Genomic DNA, 24,930 nt, shown 5'->3' with positions numbered 1-24,930 from the left:
TGATTTGAATAGATTGATGGAAGATTTTTATAAGTAGATTTCTATCGATTTAATTCTGGAGTGATTGTATATTTCGGAAATACTTTGATGCCGGTTGATAGAGATAATTTTCATATAATATTTATTTTTTCCTTATATACTATCTTTATATTTTATTTTTTATGAGAGGTATTGATATGAAAAAAACATTGGCAGCTGTATTGGCAGCAGGGGCTTTATTAATCGGCGGTATCGGTAGTGTTGATGCGGCTAACTGGTATACTGTAGGTACTGATAATAACGGTATTACATGGTCTATCGATAACGATTCCGTTAAGAAGGATGATAAGAAAGCTACATTGGATATCAAGGCGATGGATGCTGAAGGTTATCACTATATCGTGACTGAAGAATTCAATAATAAAAAACGCGAAGTAAAGGATCTTAAAGTCACTTTGTACAATCCTCAGGGATATGTGGTGAAAGAGGAAAAAACCAACAAACAGGCTCATAAGGTAACTCCTGGTACACCGGCTTATGCTGTATACCGACTTATCTGGGGCGGTAAATAATAATCGGCTCTCGCTGAATTCTGATAGGCTCATATACTGATTGAATCAGGTGAAAGCTTATTTCCTGCGCGAAAATAAATGATTTCAACAACGCACGTTCTTGTAGTGAGAGCGTGCGTTTTCTTTCACAAATGGTCATGATTGTCTGCATGAATAGATATGAGAAAGAGGATGATACATATGGAACAATTGAAAGCACTGTTATCTTTATCCGGACGGATGAATCGTCGATCTTTTTTAGTTAATTTATTAATCGTCTTTGTTATCGGTTTTGTGGGTGGATATATTTTGGGCTTGACTAAATTCTCCACAGTCGGTATTTGTATCGGCGGACCGATTGTGTTTATTGCTATCCTTCGAGAATTAGCGGTGGCCTCGCGACGCATTCATGATGTGAATGGACCGACATTTCTTGCATTTGTTTATATCTTATCCAGTATCGTTGCCATTTGGTCGCCGGATATAGGTTTGGTGTTACTGTTTGTTAAATTGCTGTTAGTGGTTATCCCGGGGAATAAGAATACAAATAAATACGGAGATAAACCGGAGAATAAGATAGTTTTTTAGTATATTTTTGAAAACAAATCTATTATAGCTCGATAATAAATTGTCAGTGTTATGACGGGGGTATCTCTATGAAACCGTTTGAATCTCGTAATTACAAAGCTTTTACCATGTTCGCAGACCGTTGGGCACTTGTAACGGCCGGCACGCTAGATGATTTTAATACATGTACCGTCAGCTGGGGCAGTCTCGGCAACATTTGGGGACCTAATGACGATGATATGTCGACGGTGACGGTATATATTCATCCGGCACGGTATACGCAGGAATTTATGGCTAAATACGATACATTTACGGTCAGCTTTTTTCCGGACAGCTATCGTCAGGCGCTTGGTTACTTGGGGTCTCATTCGGGGCGTAATGAGGATAAGGTGGCTAATTCCGATTTGACGCCTGTGAAGATAGGGGATGACGTGACCTTTGCGGAGGCGGAATTGACATTCGTATGCAGAAAACTGTATGAACATCAATTTGATGAGGCTCATTTGGCAGATCATGTGAAGGCGTTTTATGCAGCTAATTCACCTGTGTATACGCAAGCGGGCCACAATCGTTGGGAACCGCATTATATGTACATCGGCGAGATTATTGATGTGGTCGAATAGACTCCTTGTAAGAATGTTGCTTTCAATATGATGTTGAAAGCAACATTTTATGTGATTTTTATGAATCTATACCTCACAATTTGCCTCAAATCTGTTATAATTAGTTTTATATTATAAACTGTTGCGCGTATGTCATCGCCGGTTCACTCCGAAGCGTGTGCATATGCGTTTATTATTCTGTTTGGCGTAGGTAGTCTCATGAGTGTATTGAAGCCTTTGTTGTGGCTGTTAGAACCGTATATAGTGTACAAAGCCTATTTGTGGGGGCTTCATTTTATCGCTCGACCTCTGACGTGGGAGGGCGATGTTGATCTCTTTGCGCTCACATTGGCCGTGTTGTTGGCGCTGGATGCCATTGTGCTGCCGCTTGTGCTCCTTTACTGCCCTGCGCTGAATGATGGTAAAAGCATCCCGGCCTGGATGCAGCGGCTAATAGAGTCCGCCTGCCGCGTATATGATTTAATCGATAATAAGGTTCATAAGAGCACGTCGGTTTCGTGGATTCGCAAAACATTGCACGTAATGCTGCTGTTCGTCTATTATCTGGTGCCGTTTTATGTCGGCGGCAATCTCATCATGGCGCTTGTTATGGCCCTCATGTATGATATATTGCTGTGGGCACAGGGCTTAGCGTAGGTATAGTGCAATTCGTTTAGGATAATTCTTATTGTGAAAGTAGCTGTCAGGTATTTCAATCTATTCGTAATTTGAAATGGTGTTCGGTTAGAGACTGTTTTGTATTTTCCCGGGAGTTTTCTATGGAAAAGTTTATCTGTGAATGGCCTACGACGCCGTTGTATCATGCATATCACGATTATGAGTGGGGACGGCCTGTTCATGATGATCAACATCAGTTTGAGCATCTTTGCCTTGAAAATCTGCAGTGCGGGCTCAGCTGGCTTACGATTTTAAACAAACGGGAGATTATACGGTCCTGCTTTGATCATTTTGATATCGATAAGGTGGCTCGCTACACCGAGGATGATGTGCAGCGTATCCTTAAGGTGGAAGGCATGATTAAGGCACGCCGTAAAATAGAGGCCATCATCAATAATGCGCGTGCTTTTCAGGGGATTCAGCGAGAGTTCGGTTCTTTTTGCGATTATATCTGGGCTTTCACAGGGCATAAGACCATTATTTATGACGGCCATCCGGAGGGAAAGGTGCCGCCGAAGAACGGTTTGTCCACGCGGATCAGTCAGGACTTGAAGAAACGGGGATTCAAGTTTGTCGGACCTGTAACGATTTATTCTCATATGCAGGCGGCCGGCCTCATCAATGACCATGCTAAAGACTGTCCGTGCTTTCACGAAATCAATGCGAATGCGGACGTAGTGCATTTGCCGGCAGATGATGAGTAGAGGCTTCTATGCGTGAATGTTTACGGGCTATAAGTTGATTTTTAAATGCGAAAATGCATATAAGTAAAGTCCGTCCGACTAAGAGGGGCGGCTTTCACAGGAAAGGGAATCAGTATGTTTGGTTTGGGGACGGTTATTAACGTGGCTCTTATTATTGCGGGGAGCCTCATCGGGCTCGCGTTTCGGCGTTCCATGAAGGACAATTTGAAGCAGACCCTCATGATGGTGAGCGGTATCATCGTTCTGCTTCTCGGTATGAGCGGGGCCATGCAGTTTATGCTGGTCATCGTGAACGGTACGATTCAGACGTCCGGTCCGCTGTTGATGATTATCAGCATGGTGGTGGGCGCCGTTATCGGCGAAATTATAGATTTTAACAGGCTCATTACGATGCTCGGTGACTGGGTGAAAGCCCGTACGGGCAATTCCGGAGATCCGCAATTTACACATGCTTTTATCACGGCGTCCCTTACATTTACCGTGGGGGCCATGGGCGTGCTCGGCTCTATTCAGGACGGCCTTACCGGTAATTATCAGACGTTGCTGCTGAAAGGCATCCTCGACGGTATTATCGTTATGGTCATGGCGTCATCTATGGGTAAAGGCGCATTATTTTCCTTTTTTCCCGTTGGCGTGACCCAATGGATCATTACCGCTATGGCACACGTTGCGGCGCCTCTCATGACACAAAGCGCTATCGATAATCTGTCCTATGTGGGATCGATTTTGATTTTCTGCGTCGGCATCGATTTAATCTGGCCCGGTAAAATACGCATCGCCAATTTGTTGCCGGCCATATTTGTAGCTATGGGGCTGACGTTTTTCCTTTGATTCTTATGCGGTGGCTCTATACATTATTTCAGGATTTTTGTTATATAATTTTTCGGTTCTTCCGATGAATCATCTATCAGGCATCCGGATATATAATTTAATACAATACATGACTGAGTTCGCTATTCTGCGGACTCATTTTTTATACTGTAGATTACTATTTAATACAACTATGATTGAGTTCAGCATTCTGTTGACTCAGTTTTTATGCTGCAGATTACTATCAAAAGAAATATTGTATGTATTATTTTTAGTTGTAAGCGTGCTATCTTCAGAATGAGGTGTCAATTTATGTTTCTATGTGCTGTCGGTAGTTTTCTCTTTTGTAGTATTGGCAGTCGTGTCCTTGAGAATCTTTCGGCCGCGAACGATGTGACCATTGGTGACATCAGCAGGTTTTAGACATACTTTCACAGAAATAATTCATAGATTAGCATTCTTATACCTGCAATTCGGGTAGAGTATATTGAATTATACCTGTATTACAGGTATAATAAAGGAGAGTCGGTTTATGATTATCGGATTTAAGGATAAGGAAACAGAGAAAATTTTTTACCGTAGTTATTCTCGGCATCTGCCGATTCATATTCAGCGGAAGGCTTTGTTAAAATTACGGTTTCTTCATGCCTGTCGATGTTTAGAAGATTTTATGGTTCCGCCAGGCAATCGATTTGAGGCTTTACATGGTGATAGAGAGGGTCAGTGTAGTATTAGAATCAACAAGCAGTATCGTATTTGCTTTCGTATAGATGAGGATTGCAACTTACATGATGTAGAAATTGTAGATTATCATTAGGGAGGATTAGAATGAGTGAACTGATTCCCGTGCCAAAGATGAGTGAAGTTTTATTGGAGGAGTTTATGCGACCATTAGGACTTAGTACATATCGTGTGGCAAAGGATATTAAAGTCCCTGTGTCTCGCATTCAAGAAATTTTGCAGAATAAGCGTAAAATTACAGCAGATACAGATTTAAGATTATGTAAATATTTTGGCATGTCCAATGGTTTTTTTCTTCGCATGCAAATGGATTTAGACTTACTTGAGGCGAAAGATATGGTTAATCTTCAGGCAGATTTAAAAGAAATTACATGTGTTGCTAATCAATCCGTTGATAATTGATATGTTTGTTACACTTATGGTAAAAGAAGGAGTATAGGAAAGGAGACCATATGTTATTCGTAGAATATCCGAAATGTACAACTTGTAAAAAAGCAAAGAAATTTTTAGACGATCACAATATTAAATATACCGATCGTGATATCAAATCGGAAAATCCGACAGCTGAGGAAATTGCGGCATGGTATCCTCAATCCGGAAAGGATTTGAAAGCATTCTTCAACACGTCCGGTATGATATATCGTGAGCAGCAATTGAAGGATAAGTTGCCAAATCTCAGTGAAGAGGAAAAACTTGCTTTGTTGGCATCGAACGGGATGTTGGTGAAACGTCCTATTTTGGTGCTGGACGACCGCGTACTCGTCGGGTTTAAAGAGGCCGAATGGGTAGAGGCGTTAAAGCTCTAATTTTATATCAAATATGAAGGAACGCCCCTATCTCTAAAAGCCTCCAAGGCCACTGCTGCGCCGCCAAGTCGTTTTTAGAGATAGGGGCGTTCTATTTGATGAGTTAAAATTAGATCTTTAACTAAGCCTCGTAAGGGAGGATTCCGAAGGCCACCCACTTCGTGCGCCAAAGTCGCTTTAGGAGCTATGTCCATTCCTGCATTTAAGCTGCTACTGATTAATTAGATCTTTAACTAGACCTCGCAGGGGAACTCCAAGGCCACTGCTGCGCCGCCAAGTCGTTTTTAGAGATAGGGGCGTTCCATTTGATGAGTTAAAATTAGATCTTTAACTAAGCCTCGTAAGGGAGGATTTGAAGACCCTACACTTCGTGCGCCAAGGTTACTTTAGGGGTTATATTTTGATAGGTATTGTCATTCATGGAGATGTTTTGTATAATATTCACAGTAGATATACCCCTATGGGTACGTTGGCGAATAGCTGATTATTTCGAGGGTAAATCGCTAATTATTTAGAAGGTAAATGGCTAAATACTTAGAAGGTAAATGATTAACTACTTCAAAGGTAAATGATTAGTCAGTTTAAAACCACTATTTAAAAACAAATTGTTAGAAGCATCTATTTCAAAGTATATGTGAGTTTCCGGCTTAAGTGTGGCCGGTATCTATTCATAGAGAGGTCTTTATGAAAATACTAAAAGCGTTATCAGCGCACTGGTCATTACGCACACAGGGGAGCATATTGGCCCTTGGTGCAGTATTCATAATGTTGGATATAATTACGGAGCGCATGAGTCCGATTATTGATCTGGCATGGGTGACCGTTCTTATTTGCGGTTTACCGCTGTTGATCAATAGCGTGCAAAGCATATGGGATAATTTGGAAATTCATGCGAATTTCCTTATCGTCGTAGCCATGTTGGCGCTCATTGCTATCGGTGATTATCACACGGCCGCTTATGTGGGCCTTGTCGTGCAGGCCGGTTTCTTCCTGGAACAACTAATTACGGGTGAGGCCCACTATACGCTCGATGATGATATGCTGCCCGTTATGCCGGCACCGCTGGTGGCGATTAGACAAGGGCTTAACCGATATTCGTCAGTCATCGTTGTGGCGGTAATGCTGCTTTCCATGGGCGCTTTTGCATTAACACGCGATTTTATGTATACCGTTACGTTGCTACTGGTACTCTGCCCGTGTTCGTTGGAACTGATCCTCGTGTCTCTTATGATGGGCTCCCTTGTTGATGAAAGCTCTCCGACGGCGCCGCTTTCAAAGGGGGCCAAACAAATCCATTTATGTATGCTCATCCTATCCGTAGTATTCCACATAGCAATCATCGGAGCCGGCGTATTCGGCCTCATCGGACCTGTGTTGGCTGTCGTTTTACATGGGCTCGCACGACTTGGTCTCGTGTATAATCTGAAAGTACTGGATGGATATTTATGTGTGGCATAAATAGATTGACTATCGTCATAAGTTGTAACACCATAAATTTATAACGACATAAATTTGCAACGGCGTAAATTTGCCATACGTTTTGTTTTATAAATTTTTATCTAATAAGCTCGGAATTACTAATAAAAAGGACTCTAAAACAGCTCGATAAAGCTGTCTTGGAGTCCTTTTTGTGTGAAAGTATCGTTAGTGTAATTGGTATGGTATATGGTCTATGATCCGTAATCTATACTATTGTCTTTTATCACCAAGGGTAAGAAGCAAGAATACGATGGAGAGGATACATGCACTTACGAGTGCTACAAATCCACCGTCCCAACCATAGAGGTCAACCATGAGGCCCATGAAGGCGCCTGCACCGGCGGAACCGATGAGGTAACCAAGCAAGCCGGTAAGGCCTGTAGCGCCGCCCGTTGCTTCGCGTGGCACCATGTCGGCTGCCTGGAGGCCGATCATCATAACCGGACCGTAGATAAGGAAGCCGATCGCGATGAGCGCCAAGTTATCGATGAAGATATTACCGGCCGGATTGAACCAGTATACGAGAATGGCAACGATAACAAGAATCATAAAGCAGATCGTAGCCGGAGCGCGACGGCCGCGGAATACACGGTCGCTCAGGTAACCGCTGACGAGCATGCCCGGAATACCGGCCCATTCATAGAGGAAGTAGGCCCAACGGGAACCTTCCTTTGTAAAGCCTTTCACGGCAGTTAAATAGGTAGGAGCCCAGCTGACTACACCGTAGCGGATGAAGTATACGAAAATATTCGCAATAGCAAGGTACCATAAGTATTTGTTGTGCAGAATATATTTAAAGAAAATTTCCTTAAACGTGTTTTTCGTATGGTCCTCTTTATGAGTGTGGGTAACCGGTTCGTGTTTGTATTCCTCAATAGGCGGCAGACCGCAGGATTGAGGGGTATCTTTCAGCAAAACAAAGGTGAGAATCGCAAGTATGATAGCAATAATAGCAGGGAAGAAGAAAATACTATGCCATGTGCCGAACAGATAGATACCTAATGTGGCAAGAGGTGCAATGATACCGCCCCCGAGATTGTGCGATACGTTCCACCAGGACCACCACACGCCGCGTTCGGAGCGGGAGAACCAGGTAACCATATTTTTCGCATATGGAGGATACCCCATGCCTTGGAACCAGCCATTTAGGAAAGCGAGAACACACATGATAGGAATGCTGCTCATAACGCCCGGCAAGGTACCGAACAATAGCATTACTAATGCACTCAGCAATAGACCTACCGTTGAAAAATACTTCGGGTTAGAGCGGTCAGACGCATTACCCATGACAAACTTACTGACACCGTAAGCTACGGATAAGACGGTCATAACAACACCGAGATCCGCTTTGGCGTAACCGTACTCGGCAATCATGTACGGCACAGCAAGGCTGAAGTTTTGTCGAATCAGGTAGAATGTAGCATACCCGATAAATGTACCGGCAAAGACCTCTTTGCGAAGTCGTTTGTAGGTGGAATCAATTTGCGCCTCAGGTAAACGTTCGATATGAGGAGCGGGAGAAAAAATCGACATCGTCACACATCCTTTCTACAACATGTCTTTTGTAATAATACCATGTAGGGTATTACGTCGACTATATTTAATTTTTAATTATGATAAATAGTTATTAAAGGTTGTATCAGTTGGTATTTTTGCATAGATACAGCGATATTCATATGTTTGTTATATGAATAACCGTTCATGCATTTGTGTAATACACAGTTATAAAAATGGCATGCATTGTAACAAAGCAGTAATTATATGGTCTTGTGAACATATATGAATATCTGTACATATTTTGTTATTGACACAAATATACCCATAGGGGTATAACATAATCATAAGATATACCCATGGGGGTATATAGAGACATATGTAAATAGATTTACGGATCAGTGAATCTGTTTACAAACAGGGTTATATACATGGACGCATGTACGTATACCACGGTAAATGTGTACATATCAATGATAGTCAGCTTTCACAGGAGGTAATTATGAATCGGTGGAGCAAATTAGCGGAGTGGTTCGATTTGAATCGCGAAAAGATCACATTAGTGGCCGGCGGAATCGGCGTTGTATTTAGTTTATTGGGCATCCGGTTGGGCGTGCCGTTCGACTGGGCATGGTTTACCATCGTCCTTTGCGGGGCACCTATCGTATGGGGCGCTGCGGTGGCTATGTATGAGGATTTCGATGTGAAAGCGGATTTACTCGTATCCTTGGCGCTCATCGCGGCTGTAGCGGTCGGAGAAGTATTTGCGGCGGCAGAGATCGCTTTCATCATGCAATTGGGGGCGATGCTAGAAGAGTTTACCGTCTCCAAGGCGCAGGCGGGCATTGAACGGCTCGTAAAATTGACGCCGACGACGGCGCGTATTGTCCGCAACGGTAAGGAAGAGGTGATGCCTGCGGATATCGTGAGCGTAGGCGATGTGGTGCGCGTGTTGCCCGGCGAGGTCATTCCTGTAGACGGCACCATTGTGACCGGTGATACGGCTATCGACCAATCCGTTATGACCGGCGAATCCATGCCGGTGGACAAGACCGTTGGTGACGAAGTCTTCTCCGGTACGGTGAATCAGTTCGGCGCCTTTGATATGACGGCTACGAAAGAGGGCGAGGACAGTTCGATTCAACGGATGATTAAGCTCGTGAAGTCTACGGATCCGGGAAATGCGAAAATCGTGAGCATTGCGGACCGCTGGGCGACATGGATTGTGGTGATTGCTCTCTTGGCGGCGGCCGGCACGTATGCTGTGACCGGCGAAATCATCCGCGCCGTAACGATTCTCGTCGTGTTCTGCCCTTGTGCCCTCGTGTTGGCGACACCGGCGGCGATTATGGCGGCCATTTCGAATGCCAGTCAACGCGGTTTTCTCGTGCGTCGCGGCAGCATTATGGAGCAGCTGGCGAAGGTAAATACGATGACCTTTGATAAGACGGGGACTTTGACGAACGGTACGCCGGAGGTCATTGCCGTTGAAACCGTCAGCGATATATCTGATACCGAACTGTACCGCCTGGTGGCGTCTGTCGAGCGGAAATCCGAGGCCATCGTGTCCGGCTTCACGTCCCGCTATGGTGAACGCTTTGATGCGGTAGATTCTTTCCGCGTGATTCCAGGCAAAGGTTTAGAAGCCAGTGTACAAGCTCAATCCGTTTTAGCCGGAAACGAGGCGATGATGACATTGGCCGATATTTCGATTGCGGATTCCGTGAAAAATGCCGTTCGTGAGTATTTACATCACGGCGCATCCATCGTGTATGTAGCTATCGACGGTGCTTTGGCAGGTTATGTGGCGTTAGCTGATCGCGTCCGCCGTGAAAGCCGCTCCGTGGTTGAGTCCCTGCATGAACTCGATGTGATGCCGGTTCTGTTGACCGGTGATCATGTGGCGACGGCAAAAACGATCGCTAAACGACTCAATGTATCCCGTGTAATCGCCGACTGCTTGCCGGAGGATAAAATGGATACGGTGGCTCAATTACAACGGGAGGGGAACATCGTGGCCATGGTGGGGGACGGTGTCAATGATGCGCCGGCCCTTAAAAAATCCGATGTAGGCATCGCCATGGGCGGCATCGGCAGTGATATCGCTGTTGAGGCGGCGGACATCGTTCTTGTTAACGATAACATCAGGGAATTGCCTCATCTCGTGGCATTATCTAAACGCATGATGTCTACAATTAAAATCAATCTGTCCTTCTCCTTGATTCTGAACTTTGTAGCGATTATCCTGGCGATGATGGGCACATTGTCTCCCGTGTGGGGCGCGCTCATTCATAACGGCGGCAGTTTGCTCGTAGTGGCGAATTCTGCGCTATTGCTTAGCTGGGCTTATAAATCGAGCGTTCCGGACGACGATTCCGTCTTTGTGAAAGCTGCGCGTAATAAGGTGTTGGAATCTAATTAAGTACTAGCTTTATCGACATGTGGATTATTAATTAATCAGAAAAAATATATAAATTAATTGACAAATCTAAAAAAAGTGCTCAAATTACTGCTTTTCAAGTTGACTGCTTGCCGTCATATTGTGTACAATTAGTTTGTAGAGATTGTGTGCACATGGAGGTAGAAGATGGCAGAAATTGGAACACTTGAAGGATACGAACACGTTGAAGATATCCCTGCGGATGACTTCTTACGACTAGAAAATCAGATCAGTTTCCCTCTTTATGTAGTGGCGAAGGAAATTGTTAACGCATATCGCTTACATTTGGATCCGTTGAATTTGACATATACTCAGTACATCGTAATGATGGCTTTATGGCAGTATGGGGAGTTATCCGTTAAGGAATTAGGTAAAGTATTACGCCTTGATTCCGGTACACTGACACCGTTATTAAAAAAATTGGAAGCTAAGAATTTCTTGAAACGTAAGCGCAGCCGCCAGGACGAACGCGTTGTTATGGTAATTCTTACCGATTCCGGTAAAAAATTACGTGAAAGTGCCATCCATGTACCTCAGAGATTGGCGGAGGCTTCAGGTCATATTTTTGATGTAGAGGAAGCTCGTCAATTACGCGGTTTATTAAATCGTTTATTAGATGCCATCGATAAAGCGAATGAAGGAACCGGCAATCGCTTGAAGGGCTGAATTTCATTTCTTCTTTCATAAATATGGTATACTGTATATAGCGTACAGCGCTAAGGCCTTATGAAAACAGGCCGATTAGTTGATATGCCTGTGGGCAGAAGGAGAGCATTATGAATAAAAACTTATTAGGTGCATTCGTTTTAGCCGGTACATTATTGGTCGGCGGTGTAGCAAATGCGGCAAACTGGAACGGGTTGGATAATTATCCTGAAGTTCCGAATAGTGCTAATGGTACGGAAACATATTACTTTGATAAAGCATCGCAGTTTAAAGGTATCGACGGCAGCCGTAACTATGTATTCGGTATTAATGTTGTAAATATGCATAATAACCAATATGGTGAAGCATCGTTGTTCAAATACATCGTTCATCCAAGCCTTCGTACCGTATATCGCTATGCTCCGGACGGACAGGTTTACCAAATCAATCCGGGTACAAATGAATACAATATGTTCTTGGCTACCTGGAAACAAGTTTACGGCACTAATTTTGAATTCCCTGCTTTATAATTAAGGGCATTTTGCCGTAATAATTACATAACTATTGCTGGTGAAAGTCCTAATCGGGCTTTCACCATTTTTATTTATAGACCTTTTATTACTTTTCATGTGTATATTTTAATGATAAAATATATGAAATATTAACGTCTTTTCTTTCGGTATTGAACTGTATTGGTTATCGTTACGGTGGTGATATGTATCCATTGTGAATGGAGGTTATTCTATGTCTAAATCTGAATTCGCTCAAGCCTATACAGAGCGCATGTTTCCTGATATTGCGGCCCCGGCCGGTTATATTGATCCGGAATTTGAAGTATTATTTGATAATTTTGCCTTCGATGAGGTTATCACCGAAGAGGACCGCAATGTACCGTCGAAGGACCGCTTTTTGGCGATTCTCGCTACATTGGTAGGGGCCCAGGCCGTAGATGAATATGCGTTGATGTTGCCTGCGGCACTTAACTTCGGACTCATTCCGGACGAAGTGGTGGAGCTCATTTATCAGGCGGTGCCGTACCTCGGTATCGGTCGCGTACGTCCGTTTTTCAAGGTGACGAATAAGATTTTTGATTACCGCGGTGAAACGATTCGGAATCCTGAACGCAGTACCGTTACCCGTGGTTCTCGTCTTGCAAAGGGCATTGAAAAACAGGTGGAAATTTTCGGTGAAAGCGTGCGTAATCTCCACCAGGAAGGCCCTGAAGAAATTCGACATATCAACAAGTGGTTGGCGAATATGTTCGGCGATTATTACACTCGTAAAGGCCTCAGTGTAGCCCATCGCGAGATGATTACGTTCTGTTTCCTCTCCGCGCAGGGAGGCTGCGAAGTGCAGCTCAAAGCCCACATACAAGGTAATTTGAATGTAGGCAACAGTAAACAGTATTTGATTAATATCGCATCCCAGTGCGTGCCGTATATCGGTTATCCTCGCACGCTCAATGCGTTGCGCTGCATCCAGGAAAGCGCTACCGCATGGGAGGCGAAACAATAAAGGAGATTTTATGTTATTATCTGGTTTTAGTCTGGAAATGATTCTTGCGGCCATACCGGCGCTGATTATTGCTGCTGCGGGGCATGAGTATGCACACGCCAAGGTAGCTGATATGTTGGGGGACCCTACGCCACGCGCCATGGGGCGATTGACGCTAAACCCTATAGTCCATCTTGATTTGATAGGATCATTGGCATTACTTATCGCCGGGTTCGGTTGGGCAAAGCCGGTCCAGATTAATCCGATGAACTTTAATGATCCGCGTACCGATGATACCCTTGTGTCCATTGCAGGGCCGGTGGCAAATCTTATCATGGCGTTCATAGGTTATCTTGTTATGGGGATTCTCGATAAATATGGTTTACTTGAGAATCAGTCGTTAGAACTCGTATTAATGCTCATTGTTCTGTATAATATTAACTTTGCTATACTCAACATGATGCCTATTCCGCCGCTCGACGGCAGTCATATCATCACGAATTTATTGCCGTGGGAATGGAAGTTCAATATTTACCAATTTAATATGGTGTGGCTGGTTCTGTTGGTGTTATTCTTGAACAGTCCTATTGCAAGGGCGATTTTTATCCCTTTACAACAAACCATTTTTCAACTCTTTGTGCGTATAGTGGGTTTTATTTTATAACTTTATATGCTATTGATCTGTAAATACCTCTTGTGAAAGCAGAAAAACTCAGTTACATCAGCTTTCACAAGAGGTATTTTTCATTAGATATATTAAAAACTATCGATATAGTTTGAAAGTTGTGATATACTGATTGTAGAAATCGTAAAATTTCGATATAGTTAATGAAAGTATTCAAGTGAATAGACGAGGAATCATATGAATTTTGAAGAAAATACGGTGCCGGAAGCAATTCTGGACAAGCTCACGAAGGTGTGCACATGTCGTAGTATTACGCGTAAAACGATTAAAGAAGCCATTTTGAATGGTGCTCATACATTTCCGGAAGTGAAAGAAGTAACGCGCGCAGGAACCGGCGCATGCGGCGGCAAGGGGTGCGGACCGCGAATCGTGAAACTGCTGGCGGAAATGCGGGAAAGCGGAAAAATTTAATAGGTTTGCAAATGGACTGTTTTAGGAAAGACTCCGGAGGCCACCTGCTTCGCAGCGCCAAGTCGTTTTCCTAGAACAGTCCATTTTTACATATTAACATTTTTCCTAGGGGAGGAGTATTGCTTCGCGCGCAGTCGTTTTCAGCAAGCAATTTTTTTTGCTACTAACTTTGTCCCTTAGGGAGTTGACAGGGTTTCTGTTTCAAAGGACAATAAGTATATTGAGAAAAGGGGGGCTTTATGAGTTTATTTCGTTCTTTATTGATTGGTTTATCCGTCTGTATATCGCTTGTATTAGGCGGTTGCGGTTTGAATCCGTTTAGTCACACTTCGGAATCCGTGACGTATGAGTCTGTGGCTCAAAGCGAGCTTTCACCGGAAGAAAAGGTGGACAAGCTGGTGGCGTCCATGAGTGATGCGGACAAGGTGGGACAGCTGTTGATGATCGGCGTTCACGGCACGACCTTGAATGATGATGCGAAATTCATGATTAACGAATATCGCGTGGGCGGTATTATTTTGTTTGACCGCAATATGGAGTCCAAGGAGCAGGTGCGAACGCTTATTACGGATATAAAGAAGACCGCCAAGGATGGTGGTTTGACACCGCTGTTTATCGGGATTGACCAGGAGGGCGGCGCCGTAGCGCGCATGGAGGACAAGCTTGTAAAGGTACCGCCTGCTGAACAGCTGGGGCAGCGCGATATCTCTGAAACGGTGGCGTTGGCGAAACAGTCAGGGGAAGAGCTTAAGTCTTTAGGGTTTAATATCAATTTTGCGCCGGATGCCGATTTGGGATTAACCTATGGACGTTCTTTCAGTACGAATCCTGACGAGGTCATTCGCTATGCCGGCGCCATCGGAAAGGCTTATGACGAGGCGGGGCTGTGGTATTCATATAAGCATTTTCCGGGTATCGGCAAAACGGATGTGGATTTACATGCGGACACCAGTGTAGTGCCTGTGTCGAAAGAGGTGCTTTCACAAGAGGATACAAGAGTATTCGCATCGCTGATTAAAGATTCAAAACCAAATACATACATGATTATGGTTTCTCATGCAGTGTATCCGCAGATTGATCCCGATCATCCGTCCAGTTTATCGAAGACGATTATTACGAATTGGCTGCGCAAGGACATTGGTTATAACGGCGTCGTCGTTACGGACGATATGGATATGGGCGCATTGGCGAAACATTATGCATTTTCGGAAATGGCGGTACAGTCGATCTTGGCGGGCAGCGATTTACTCCTGGTCTGCCATGAATACGAACATATGCAGGAGGCCTATAATGGGCTGATGAAAGCCGTCAAAGACGGCCGTATCTCGCAGGAACGCCTCAATGCGTCGGTGAAACGGATTCTGCTCATGAAAATGAGTCGGGATGCATGAGTTCGTGTCATATCTATAGTACGTGATGATAATTATATACAGGAGTTTACATAACCGATGGAGAATTACTAAGTATAGTAATCTCTGTCGGTTATGTTTTTATATATGTTAGGAGTGATGTATATGGCTCAGAGAATGATATTAAACGGTACGTCTTATTTCGGTCAGGGCGCGATACAGGAAATCGTCAATGAAATTAGGAATCGTCATTTTAAGAAGGCTCTTGTTACATCCACACCTGATTTATTTGAGTTCAAGGTGGCGACGAAGGTAACGGATTTACTTGATGCCGCAGGTATTGAGTACGCTGTTTATGACGGTATCAAACCGAATCCGACCATAGAAAATGTGACAGCCGGTGTCGAAGCCTGCAAAACGGCCGGTGCAGATGTTATCGTCGCTGTCGGCGGAGGCAGCCCGATCGACACGAGCAAGGCTATCGCTACGATTATGACAAATCCGGAGTTTGCTGATGTGCGTAGTCTTGAAGGGCTGGCACCCACTAAGAATCCGTGCTTGCCGATTATCGCCGTCACGACTACGTCCGGCACGGCGGCTGAGGTGACTATTAACTATGTCATTACAGATGTTGAAAAGAATCGCAAGTTCGTCTGCGTCGATCCGCATGATATTCCTATTGTGGCCATCGTGGATCCCGATATGTCCGCATCGATGCCGACCGGTCTATGCGCCGCGACAGGGATGGATGCGCTTGTGCATGCCATCGAAGGATATATTACGCGCGGTGCTTGGGAATTGACGGATATGCTCCATTTAAAAGCGATTGAAATTATCAGCCGATCGTTGCGCAGCGCAGTGGCCGGTGATTACGCAGGTCGGGAAGCCATGTCTGTGGGGCAATATATTGCGGGTATGGGCTTTTCTAATGTAGGGCTCGGTATCGTTCACTCCATGGCGCATCCGTTAAGCGCATTATATGATATTCCGCATGGCAAGGCTTGTGCAATGCTGTTAACGGCGGTCCTTACATTCAATGCTCCCGAAACGGGACATAAATATCGCGAGATTGCCCGTGTTATGGGCGTTGCCGATGTGGATGATATGGATGAAAGCACGTATCGCCAGGCCGCTATCGATGCTATTCAACAATTAGCCGATGATGTAGGTATTCCTAAATCACTCGGTGAAGCGGGGGTGAAACGTGAAGATATTCCGTTCCTTGCCGAATCGGCCTTATATGATGCGTGTACGCCGGGAAATCCTAGGGATGTGACATTGGAAGATATTGTGGGCATTTATCAATCCATTTTCTAATAAGATCTCAAGGTTTTAATGAAATCTGCAGGTTAAGAAAAAGAAGGCTATACATAATCGTATTTATATGAACAGGACTTTGTAATAAAGGGCTGTTCCGAGCGATTATGTATAGCCTTTTTCTATGTGATTATATATGTTTTATAAGTCGGAGTTCGAGTGAAAGTGCTTTCACATGGAACTGTTTGAAATGTATAGATGTTAACTATAAAAATTCCGATTTGTTCCTATAGGCGCCATTGTGGCAGACAACCTTAAAGGGGGTTATTGTTTCACAATCACGGATACACCGTCAGGGATAACCGTGATTGTGGCATCTTCACCGACCTTTTTCATTGCTGTTTGTAATGCCTGGTCAAAGTTATAGGCGTGTTCTAAATGCATATCCGTTAACATTTGCGGATCGCATTGATCTGTTACGACAATAACCGTGCACTGATCTAAGATCCTAGCCAGAATCTGCATTTCCCATTGATCGGGAATCGTCTCGTTTCGCGGTACTTTGGCGATTCTGTCGAGTAATTCTTTCGGTGTGGTCGCATTTTTCAGATTTTCGTATAAGGATTGGCCTCCATGACCGTCATTACATGCGGCAAGTATGATAATGACGCCGTTTTTCTTACAGGTAGCTTCGGCCGCTGTCATGCCTTTTACGGATTGATAAATATTTTGATCTAACGGATAGCCGCCGTTAGTAGTGACAACGATATCGGCAGGTACGGCTTTCACACTGGCTAAATCGGATACAAAGGCACACCCTTTTTCGTGGGCTTCCTCCATATCACCCGCAAAGGCGTTGATGATGTGTTTATCGGCATCGATGACAACATTTAAAATAAAGGCGAGTTTAGCCGTACGCGCTGCGTAGACCATATCTTTATGAATCGGGTTGTTTTCAATGATACCGGTTCGTGCATAGGCGCTGTTGATGAATTCCGCGCAATGGTTCGCCATGACCGTCACCTCCGATGCTATGCCCGGAAGTACCGATTTACGACCGCCCGAGAAGCCTGCAAAGAAGTGAGGTTCAATGAAGCCTTCGGCGATTAACAGTTCCGTTTCGACGGCGATTTTATTGATAATGCAATCTCCACCGGATGGGAGAACCCCGATTTTGACCATTTGGGACGCATCTCCCGAAATATGATTTACAATTTTTTCATGGGCCACGATATCTTCACCGAATTTATCGATCATTTCCTCTTTTGTGGTCGGTCTATGAAATCCTGTTGCCAATAAAATCGTGATGTCTATGGACGGATTTGCGTTGCGGATACGGCGTAACAGAATCGGCATCGTGACTTTGCTGGGAACGGGTCTCGTATGGTCGCTTGTAATGATGACCATATTTGACTTTCCTTTTACCAGCTCTTCTAATGATTTACTCCCTATAGGATGATCCAATGCACTTTCGACGAGCTCTTCCTGTGAAAGCTCAGGTTTGTATGAGTGTGCCCTGGATTCCAGTACGCCTGCAATCCGTGCTTCTGGAATTTGAATATCAACGGTGCTTTTAGAATAGGGAAGGTGAAACGTTTTCATTGGTGTTGCTCCTTACGTATATCAAACTACAGAACGATATACTTTTATTATATTCTATAGAAATGAAAATCCGCTTAAAGAGGACAAAAATCTTTCACAAGTGTACAAACTCGTAGATATACTTTCACAATCAATATTCTTGAAAAAGTGAATACGGACAAGTATACTAGTTATGAATATAACTAATATATATGCATTCAATATAAATTGAGATATTCAGTTATTTTCAGGTCGTTATAAATATATGCTATAAATATATTAAGGTATTATAATGCGGCATAGTATTAATCTGTATGGAGCGTGCGGACCGAAATAGTTCGAGGCGGAGGGACATAGTATGAAATTATGGAAATTGAATAAACGCAGTTCCACCTTAGCGGATATGTCCATGAATCGCATTCTGTTATCCGAATTGATTCTGAAAGGCGCCTTGGTCGGTGTTATCGCCGGGTTCGGCGGCGCCACGTATCGCTATTTAATCCTTGAATCGGAGCATGTGCGTTGGGGACTGATGGATGGAATTTCACTCGAATGGGCGCTCATTTGGCTCGCAGGGATGATTTTATTTGCCTTTATCGTGGATCGCCTGCTACAGTGGGCGCCGTTGTCCGGCGGATCCGGTATTCCTCAAATTGAAGGGGAAATGCTGGGCTTGTTCGATATGAAACCGTATCGTACGTTTGTATCCAAGATGATTGGCGGTGTGTTGACGGGCTTTGCGGGGTTCTCCGTGGGGCGGGAAGGTCCGGCCGTACAAATCGGCGGCTCTGCCGGTAAAATCGTGTCTTATTGGATGAATTCAGGTTTACGGGAACAGCGTATACTCACCTCCGCCGGTGCTGCGGCCGGCTTGACTGCCGCCTTCAGCGCTCCCGTGTCGGGGGCGATGTTCGTTTTTGAAGAGGTGCATAAGAGTTTTTATCCGTACCTCGTCATTCCTACCTTTGTGGCGGCGTTGATTTCCAATTACATTACGGTCAGTATCTTCGGCCTCGAGCCGGCGCTGGGATTTTCCGTGACGACGGGGATGCCTCTGGAATATTTCCCGTCCCTTCTCGGTGTGGGCGTGCTGACGGGATTGTGCGGCGTCTTTTTCTGCCGAATGATTTTCGCGTTTAAAAGTTTCTTTGACTGGCTCAAATGTTCCCGGTTTTTGAAATTAGTCATTACATTTGTCGCCGTGGCGGCTATCGGCTTTGATTCGCAGCTGTTGCTGGGCGGCGGCAATGATCTGGTGGGGCATTTGGCATTTCAGTCGCATGGGGTGTGGCTCCTTGCGGGCATCGTCATGGGCAAGATTTTGTTGACCACGTTCTGCTATGGCAGCGGTGCGCAGGGGGGCATCTTTTTGCCCATGCTCGTTATCGGTGCGGCGACCGGTGCTTTTTGTGAAAGCCTCCTGTCGTCACTTCAACTTATTTCCGGTGATTATGTGCCGCAGTTCGTCATTTGTGCGATGGGCGGTATGCTGGCGGCGGCAATGCGAACCCCGATTTTAGCAATTCTGCTGGTTCTTGAAATGACGAACAGCTTTTCAAATATTTATGCCATCGGTATCGTGACCATTGTTGCCTATCTGGTAGCGGAATTGTTGAAAGAACCGCCAATTTACGACTCCTTATTGCGGGCTATGAGCGGACAAAGCAATCTGGAAGCGGTACAAACCTTCTTTCAGACAAAGGTACCTGTAGTGGCACCGTATATCGGCAAACAACTGCAGGACCTGGGCGTACCGGACGGGGTTTTGATTGTCAGCATCAGACGAAACGGGACATATATCGTGCCGTTGCGAGATGTGGTGATTGAGGCCGGTGATGAGTTGCAGGTTTCATGCGAACGAGGGCGCCTCAAGGAGGCTAAATCGTTTTTTGCGTCCAGTATGTAAGATTGTTGGCTGTAGCCGAAGTTTTATTGATATGAACTTAATATATTGAAAAATACACCGGCAGGAAAGCCTCCAAAGCCACCCCTTACGGCGCTAAGTCGTTTTCCTGCCGGTGTATTTTATTTATTTATAAAACTTCGGCTACAGAGGCGCCAATTGTCCTAATACTGTTTACAAAAAACGATTGTTAATGTCTCTAATGGCGCCTCTCCTTGCATGAAACCAAGAGGGGATTTAAAGCTACCCTTGCGGCGCTAAGTCGTTTTTCGAAGAGTTTTTTATTGAAATGCACGCAATAAATGATGAACCTCTAATAGAGGGTGCCTCATTTCACATGAAACCGGGAGGGGAAAGGCTCCAAAGCTGTTTGTTTTCACGTGGATTTTATAGATTGATTATACGGTTCGGTGCTATACTTAACATATATGAGTTCTAGCGGCTACGGAGGGTTAATCATGAAAACGTATACTTTTCCTTATGATTATAAAAAGCTGGATGTGTCTCTTGATGAGCGTTTCGTTTCGGGCGTGTTGGAGTCCAATGCGGCTTCGTATCAGGCTGAGTTGAGTCAGAGCGAGTTGGTAGAGTATGCTTTGGACCATCCTGTTAACAGTCCTTCGTTGGAAACTTTGGTAAAAGGCAGGAAGAATATGGTGATTATCACGAGTGATCATACGCGGCCGATGCCAAGCAAGGTGACATTGCCTATTTTGCTTCGTTGTATCCGCGCCGTGAATCCCGAAATTGATATTACGATTCTGATTGCCACAGGCTTTCACAGGCCTATGACTCATGAGGAAATGGTCGCCCGTTTCGGCGAGGATATCGTTAACCATGAGAAGTTGATCAATCATGATTCCGAGGATGATGCGAATATGGTTGAAATCGGTACATTACCGTCAGGGGGCAAATGTATGATCAACAGATTGGCTGTAGAGACGGAGTTATTGATTGCGGAAGGGCTCATCAATCCTCATTTCTTTGCGGGATTTTCCGGCGGACGTAAATCGGTACTGCCCGGTGTGGCATCTAAGGTGACTGTTCTTGCCAATCATTGTGCCGAATTTATTGAAAGTGAATTTTCGCGGACCGGTATCATCGATGAAAACCCGATTCATAAAGACATGCTGTATGCCGCGAGAAAAGCCGATTTACAGTTTATTCTCAATGTCGTCATCGACAGTAAAAAGGAAATCATCAAAGCTGTTGCCGGTGATTGCGTAGATGCTCACAAAGAAGGGTATGAATTTATCCGTTCTTTATCGTCGGTGCAGCGTATCCCTGCGGATATCGTCATTACCAGTAATGGCGGCTATCCGTCGGATCAGAATATTTATCAATCCGTAAAGGGGATGACAGCGGCCGAGGCATCCTGTAATGACGGGGGTGTCATCATTCTGGCGGCTTCCTGTAAAGAAGGACATGGCGGACAGGCTTTGTACGATGCGATTAAGGGCATGGACAGTGCACAGCAGATATTAGATGATATTCACGGTGTTCCGAGGAATGAGACAAAGCCGTATCAATGGAAAATTCAGATTCTTGCAAGAATTTTGAATCATTATTCTGTTATCGTGGTGACGACCGATTGTGATCATCAGGTGATACGGGATATGCATATGATACCGGCCTCCACGCTGGATGAAGCGGTATCCATTGCGAGGGGAATTAAAGGTGAGGATGCATCGATTACGATTATTCCGAACGGAATCACGGTTATTGTAGAGTAGAAAATGGTTTAGAAACTTCAGTATGAATCATATCTTATTGTGTATGTTGGAATCTGTACGGTTTGAGGAGGATGTCGATGGAGCTGGTTGATTATTTAAAACGCTTTGAGCGGTTAGCTATCGCATTCTCCGGCGGCGTCGATTCATCGTATCTGTTATATGCGGCTGTGAAAGCGGGTCTTACGGTGCAGCCTTATTTTGTGAAATCTCCGTTCGTTCCGGATTTTGAAAGATCCGATGCATTGCGTTTGGCCGCGTCTCTGGGCGTTTCGGTACAGGAAATAACAGTTGACCCGTTGAAGGATGAAAGGATTGTCGCCAATCCGGATAATCGCTGTTATTACTGTAAACAGCATGTATTTAATGCAATTATCGAGGCGGCGAATCATGACGGCTTTCACCATGTGGCGGACGGTACCAATGCGAGTGATGAGTATGATGACCGTCCGGGCATGAAGGCGATTCAGGAACTCCGCATATATTCTCCTCTTAGGGCGTGCGGGCTGACAAAGCCCATGATTCGAAACGCATCACGTGAGGCGGGTTTATTTACGTGGCATAAACCGGCGTATGCGTGCCTTGCTACGCGATTTCCTGTGGGACAGAGAATTACAGAGGACGGGCTTCGTAAGGTGGAAGAGGCGGAAGGATATCTTTTTTCGTTGGGATTTTCCGACTTTCGCGTACGATTACTCGGCAATATAGCTAAAATTCAGGTGCCTCAATCGCAGTTGGAAAAGGTATTGCAATATAGGGAGCTCATAATAAAACAGTTGAGTCCTTTGTTTGATGCGGTGTTATTAGATTTAGAGGTGCGATGATGAATCAGGATGTACGTACTTTGTTAGAGGCTGTTAAAAATGGAACTGTCGATATCGACACGGCATTGATGACCTTGAAGCAGGCACCGTTTCAGGATCTGGGTTACGCTCATGTGGACCTGCATCGCACCGTGCGCCAAGGCGTACCCGAGGTTATTTACGGTGAAGGGAAAAGCGTTGAACAAGTCGTCGGCATTATCCAATCCATGAAAGCCAACGGAATCGATAATATATTGGTGACACGATTGCCGAAAGCGATGGCGGAGACTATTCAAACACAGATATCACAGACCATGCAAATGCATGTATCGCTACATTATTATGAGGCCGGACGTATCGGCATCGTCGGTGATATGCCCGTTGAAACGACAAGCAGTCATATTGCGGTTGTGACGGGCGGTACCAGTGACTATAATGTGGCAGAGGAATGTGCTTTGACAGCGGAATTTTATGGAAATTCGGTACAGCGCATCTATGATGTGGGCGTGGCCGGCATTCATCGTCTCCTTCATCATCTGGATGAGCTTATGAGTGCCAAGGTTATCGTCGTTATCGCCGGTATGGAGGGCGCTCTTGCCAGTGTTGTGGGCGGGCTCGTAGATGTTCCGGTGATTGCCGTGCCTACCAGTGTCGGTTACGGAACGGCTTTCGGCGGCGTAACGGCGTTGTTGTCCATGCTTAATTCCTGTGCCAGCGGCGTTTCCGTGGTGAATATCGACAACGGATTCGGTGCCGCATATATGGCGAATATGATTAATCATATCGGTGAAAGCAAGTGATTGCATGGGTTATGAGTAAAGGGTAACGATAATGAAGCGGTTATTTTTAGACTGTCAGATGGGTGTTGCCGGTGATATGCTGACGGCGACGTTGTTGGGCCTGACGGACGATCCTTTTCGATGGGTTGAAAGATTAAATGCTGTCGGCATCCCCAAGGTGACTTATCGATTGGAACCGAAGGAAGAATGCAGCTTACAGGGATATCATTGTACGGTTGCCGTTGACGGTTATATAGAGGGTGAAGATGTAATTCCTGATTATCACGATCATCATAATTATAATCAGCACAATCACGATCAGCAGGCTTATGGTCATGAGCGACATGATAGTCAGAAGCAACATAAACAGGATTATCATCACTTACATCCCCATCACTCACATTCTCATCATACATTGTTAGATGTTCAGCAAATTATTAATGGATTGTCCTTACCGGATGAGGTCAAACGCGATGCGTCGGCAGTGTATCGGTTAATTGCCGATGCGGAGGCCGCAGTGCATCAAAGGGATGTGAATATGATTCACTTTCACGAGGTCGGTGCCTATGATGCCATCGCCGATGTAGTGGCGGTATGTTATGTATTGCATCATCTTGCGTTCGATCGGATTATGGTGTCGCCCATTCACATGGGATACGGTACGGTGCATTGTGCTCACGGCACTTTGAATGTACCGGCACCGGCTACGATGAAACTGTTACAAGGCTTGCCGTGTTATACGGATTATCAGGTGGAAGGCGAACTTTGTACGCCTACAGGGGTCGCTTTATTGCGATATTTCGGAACGGACTTCGGACCGATGCCCGTGATGCACGTTGAATCTGTGTCGTATGGATTCGGGACGAAGACATATAATCGACCTAACTGTGTACGAGCTTTTGTGGATACGATTACATTAGAAGAAGACAAGGTTGAACATTCTGTCGAGAATCCTGAGCAGGCGAATGTACGCGATGTTACCGATGTCGTCTACAAGTCTGATGAAATCATAGAGATTCAATGTAATATTGATGATATGACGGCGGAGGAAATCGGATATGCGGTGGAGAAACTGATAACATCTCCGGCGCTCGATGTCTTTACGACATCCGTTATGATGAAAAAGCAGCGTCCCGGCACGATGATTACCGTGTTATGTCATGAAGAACATCGCGCCGAGATAGAACAGCTGTTATTGAAACATACCACAACGTTGGGGCTCCGCTTTCAGAAAAAGGAACGACACATTTTACATAGAGAGTCCGGTTCTATTACGTATAAGGGGCAGGTTATCAGGTATAAAAAGGCCTATGGGGCTGATGGGACATCGATCAAATATGAGCATGATGATCTTGTAACGGCGTCCGAGGCTTTGGATATGAGCTTATTGGAATTGAAACGGCAGCTGTAGGAGCCTATTGTATCCTCGACACATCAGGGAG

25 protein-coding genes are annotated in these 24,930 nt (G+C 44.9%); 23 read left to right on the top strand and 2 right to left on the bottom strand.

Translation table 11 applies throughout. From position 1 onward, the window contains the following. Positions 1–176 precede the first annotated feature (176 nt). From HMPREF1521_RS07175 to HMPREF1521_RS07130, 10 genes are all read left to right on the top strand, one after another. On the top strand, positions 177–551 hold the full coding sequence (locus HMPREF1521_RS07175) for a hypothetical protein (RefSeq protein ID WP_038117538.1): 375 nt from the start codon (positions 177–179) through the stop codon (positions 549–551). Positions 552–731: 180 nt separating this feature from the next. Continuing rightward, on the top strand, positions 732–1,118 hold the full coding sequence (locus HMPREF1521_RS07170) for a DUF805 domain-containing protein (protein ID WP_051435773.1): 387 nt from the start codon (positions 732–734) through the stop codon (positions 1,116–1,118). Positions 1,119–1,186: 68 nt separating this feature from the next. Continuing rightward, complete coding sequence (locus HMPREF1521_RS07165; RefSeq protein WP_038117533.1) at positions 1,187–1,720, top strand: flavin reductase; 534 nt, start codon at positions 1,187–1,189, stop codon at positions 1,718–1,720. Between the two features lie 198 nt (positions 1,721–1,918). Then, positions 1,919–2,356 (top strand): hypothetical protein, encoded by a 438-nt coding sequence (locus tag HMPREF1521_RS07160; protein ID WP_038117532.1) that lies wholly within the window; start codon positions 1,919–1,921, stop codon positions 2,354–2,356. A 122-nt stretch (positions 2,357–2,478) separates the two neighbouring features. After that, positions 2,479–3,081 carry a DNA-3-methyladenine glycosylase I gene (locus HMPREF1521_RS07155; RefSeq protein ID WP_038117531.1) on the top strand — a complete coding sequence of 201 codons (603 nt, stop codon included), beginning with the start codon at positions 2,479–2,481 and terminating at the stop codon, positions 3,079–3,081. A gap of 114 nt (positions 3,082–3,195) precedes the next feature. Continuing rightward, positions 3,196–3,912, top strand: coding sequence for a DUF554 domain-containing protein (locus HMPREF1521_RS07150; protein ID WP_038117529.1), 717 nt, complete (start codon positions 3,196–3,198; stop codon positions 3,910–3,912). 511 nt (positions 3,913–4,423) lie between these two features. Then, positions 4,424–4,708, top strand: a complete 285-nt coding sequence (locus tag HMPREF1521_RS07145) for a type II toxin-antitoxin system RelE/ParE family toxin (protein ID WP_038117527.1) — start codon at positions 4,424–4,426, stop codon at positions 4,706–4,708. 11 nt (positions 4,709–4,719) lie between these two features. Further along, positions 4,720–5,034: a HigA family addiction module antitoxin gene (locus HMPREF1521_RS07140; protein ID WP_038117525.1), complete on the top strand. Its 315-nt coding sequence runs from the start codon at positions 4,720–4,722 to the stop codon at positions 5,032–5,034. Positions 5,035–5,084: 50 nt separating this feature from the next. Next, positions 5,085–5,438: a Spx/MgsR family RNA polymerase-binding regulatory protein gene (locus tag HMPREF1521_RS07135; protein ID WP_038117523.1), complete on the top strand. Its 354-nt coding sequence runs from the start codon at positions 5,085–5,087 to the stop codon at positions 5,436–5,438. Between the two features lie 684 nt (positions 5,439–6,122). Next, positions 6,123–6,896 carry a membrane protein gene (locus HMPREF1521_RS07130; protein ID WP_038117522.1) on the top strand — a complete coding sequence of 258 codons (774 nt, stop codon included), beginning with the start codon at positions 6,123–6,125 and terminating at the stop codon, positions 6,894–6,896. Positions 6,897–7,127: 231 nt separating this feature from the next. Here HMPREF1521_RS07130 and glpT read toward each other — a convergent pair whose 3' ends face one another. Beyond that, on the bottom strand, positions 7,128–8,450 hold the full coding sequence (gene glpT / locus HMPREF1521_RS07125) for a glycerol-3-phosphate transporter (protein WP_038117521.1): 1,323 nt from the start codon (positions 8,448–8,450) through the stop codon (positions 7,128–7,130). A gap of 463 nt (positions 8,451–8,913) precedes the next feature. On the opposite strand from glpT, the gene HMPREF1521_RS07120 reads away from it, so the two are divergent. The 8 genes from HMPREF1521_RS07120 (at position 8,914) to fucO (ending at position 16,752) form a co-directional block, all read left to right on the top strand. Beyond that, positions 8,914–10,833: a cation-translocating P-type ATPase gene (locus HMPREF1521_RS07120; RefSeq protein ID WP_038117519.1), complete on the top strand. Its 1,920-nt coding sequence runs from the start codon at positions 8,914–8,916 to the stop codon at positions 10,831–10,833. A 165-nt stretch (positions 10,834–10,998) separates the two neighbouring features. After that, complete coding sequence (locus HMPREF1521_RS07115; protein ID WP_038117517.1) at positions 10,999–11,517, top strand: MarR family winged helix-turn-helix transcriptional regulator; 519 nt, start codon at positions 10,999–11,001, stop codon at positions 11,515–11,517. Positions 11,518–11,627: 110 nt separating this feature from the next. After that, positions 11,628–12,026: a hypothetical protein gene (locus tag HMPREF1521_RS07110; protein ID WP_038117515.1), complete on the top strand. Its 399-nt coding sequence runs from the start codon at positions 11,628–11,630 to the stop codon at positions 12,024–12,026. A 214-nt stretch (positions 12,027–12,240) separates the two neighbouring features. Further along, positions 12,241–13,011 carry a carboxymuconolactone decarboxylase family protein gene (locus HMPREF1521_RS07105; RefSeq protein ID WP_038117513.1) on the top strand — a complete coding sequence of 257 codons (771 nt, stop codon included), beginning with the start codon at positions 12,241–12,243 and terminating at the stop codon, positions 13,009–13,011. Positions 13,012–13,021: 10 nt separating this feature from the next. Next, a complete protein-coding gene (locus tag HMPREF1521_RS07100) occupies positions 13,022–13,654 on the top strand; it encodes a site-2 protease family protein (protein ID WP_038117511.1) in 633 nt (210 codons plus the stop codon). A gap of 198 nt (positions 13,655–13,852) precedes the next feature. Continuing rightward, positions 13,853–14,086: a (2Fe-2S)-binding protein gene (locus tag HMPREF1521_RS07095; RefSeq protein ID WP_038117509.1), complete on the top strand. Its 234-nt coding sequence runs from the start codon at positions 13,853–13,855 to the stop codon at positions 14,084–14,086. A 239-nt stretch (positions 14,087–14,325) separates the two neighbouring features. Next, the gene (locus HMPREF1521_RS07090) at positions 14,326–15,477 is read left to right on the top strand and encodes a glycoside hydrolase family 3 N-terminal domain-containing protein (protein WP_038117507.1); all 1,152 of its coding nucleotides are present in this window, start codon (positions 14,326–14,328) and stop codon (positions 15,475–15,477) included. Between the two features lie 123 nt (positions 15,478–15,600). Further along, positions 15,601–16,752: a lactaldehyde reductase gene (gene fucO / locus HMPREF1521_RS07085; protein ID WP_038117506.1), complete on the top strand. Its 1,152-nt coding sequence runs from the start codon at positions 15,601–15,603 to the stop codon at positions 16,750–16,752. Between the two features lie 264 nt (positions 16,753–17,016). On the opposite strand, the gene larA (HMPREF1521_RS07080) is transcribed toward fucO, so the two are convergent. Next, positions 17,017–18,294, bottom strand: coding sequence for a nickel-dependent lactate racemase (gene larA / locus HMPREF1521_RS07080; protein WP_038117505.1), 1,278 nt, complete (start codon positions 18,292–18,294; stop codon positions 17,017–17,019). Positions 18,295–18,631: 337 nt separating this feature from the next. On the opposite strand from larA (HMPREF1521_RS07080), the gene HMPREF1521_RS07075 reads away from it, so the two are divergent. From HMPREF1521_RS07075 to larC, 5 genes are all read left to right on the top strand, one after another. Further along, entirely contained in the window at positions 18,632–20,179 is a 1,548-nt protein-coding gene (locus HMPREF1521_RS07075; RefSeq protein ID WP_038117503.1) for a ClC family H(+)/Cl(-) exchange transporter, read from the top strand. 455 nt (positions 20,180–20,634) lie between these two features. Then, positions 20,635–21,909, top strand: a complete 1,275-nt coding sequence (gene larA / locus HMPREF1521_RS07070) for a nickel-dependent lactate racemase (protein ID WP_038117501.1) — start codon at positions 20,635–20,637, stop codon at positions 21,907–21,909. 77 nt (positions 21,910–21,986) lie between these two features. Next, a complete protein-coding gene (larE, locus tag HMPREF1521_RS07065; protein WP_038117499.1) occupies positions 21,987–22,730 on the top strand; it encodes an ATP-dependent sacrificial sulfur transferase LarE in 744 nt (247 codons plus the stop codon). Further along, complete coding sequence (larB, locus tag HMPREF1521_RS07060; protein ID WP_038117652.1) at positions 22,730–23,509, top strand: nickel pincer cofactor biosynthesis protein LarB; 780 nt, start codon at positions 22,730–22,732, stop codon at positions 23,507–23,509. The genes larE and larB overlap by 1 nt, the downstream gene beginning before the upstream one ends. Positions 23,510–23,540: 31 nt before the next feature. Further along, on the top strand, positions 23,541–24,899 hold the full coding sequence (gene larC, locus HMPREF1521_RS07055) for a nickel pincer cofactor biosynthesis protein LarC (protein ID WP_038117497.1): 1,359 nt from the start codon (positions 23,541–23,543) through the stop codon (positions 24,897–24,899). The last annotated feature ends 31 nt before the right edge of the window (positions 24,900–24,930 follow it).

Origin of the sequence: Veillonella sp. AS16, assembly GCF_000517785.1 — a bacterium.
In the GTDB taxonomy this organism is placed as follows: domain Bacteria; phylum Bacillota; class Negativicutes; order Veillonellales; family Veillonellaceae; genus Veillonella; species Veillonella denticariosi.
The sequence above is the reverse complement of the archived record's forward strand: the minus strand, read 5'-3'. Positions and strand labels throughout refer to the sequence as shown.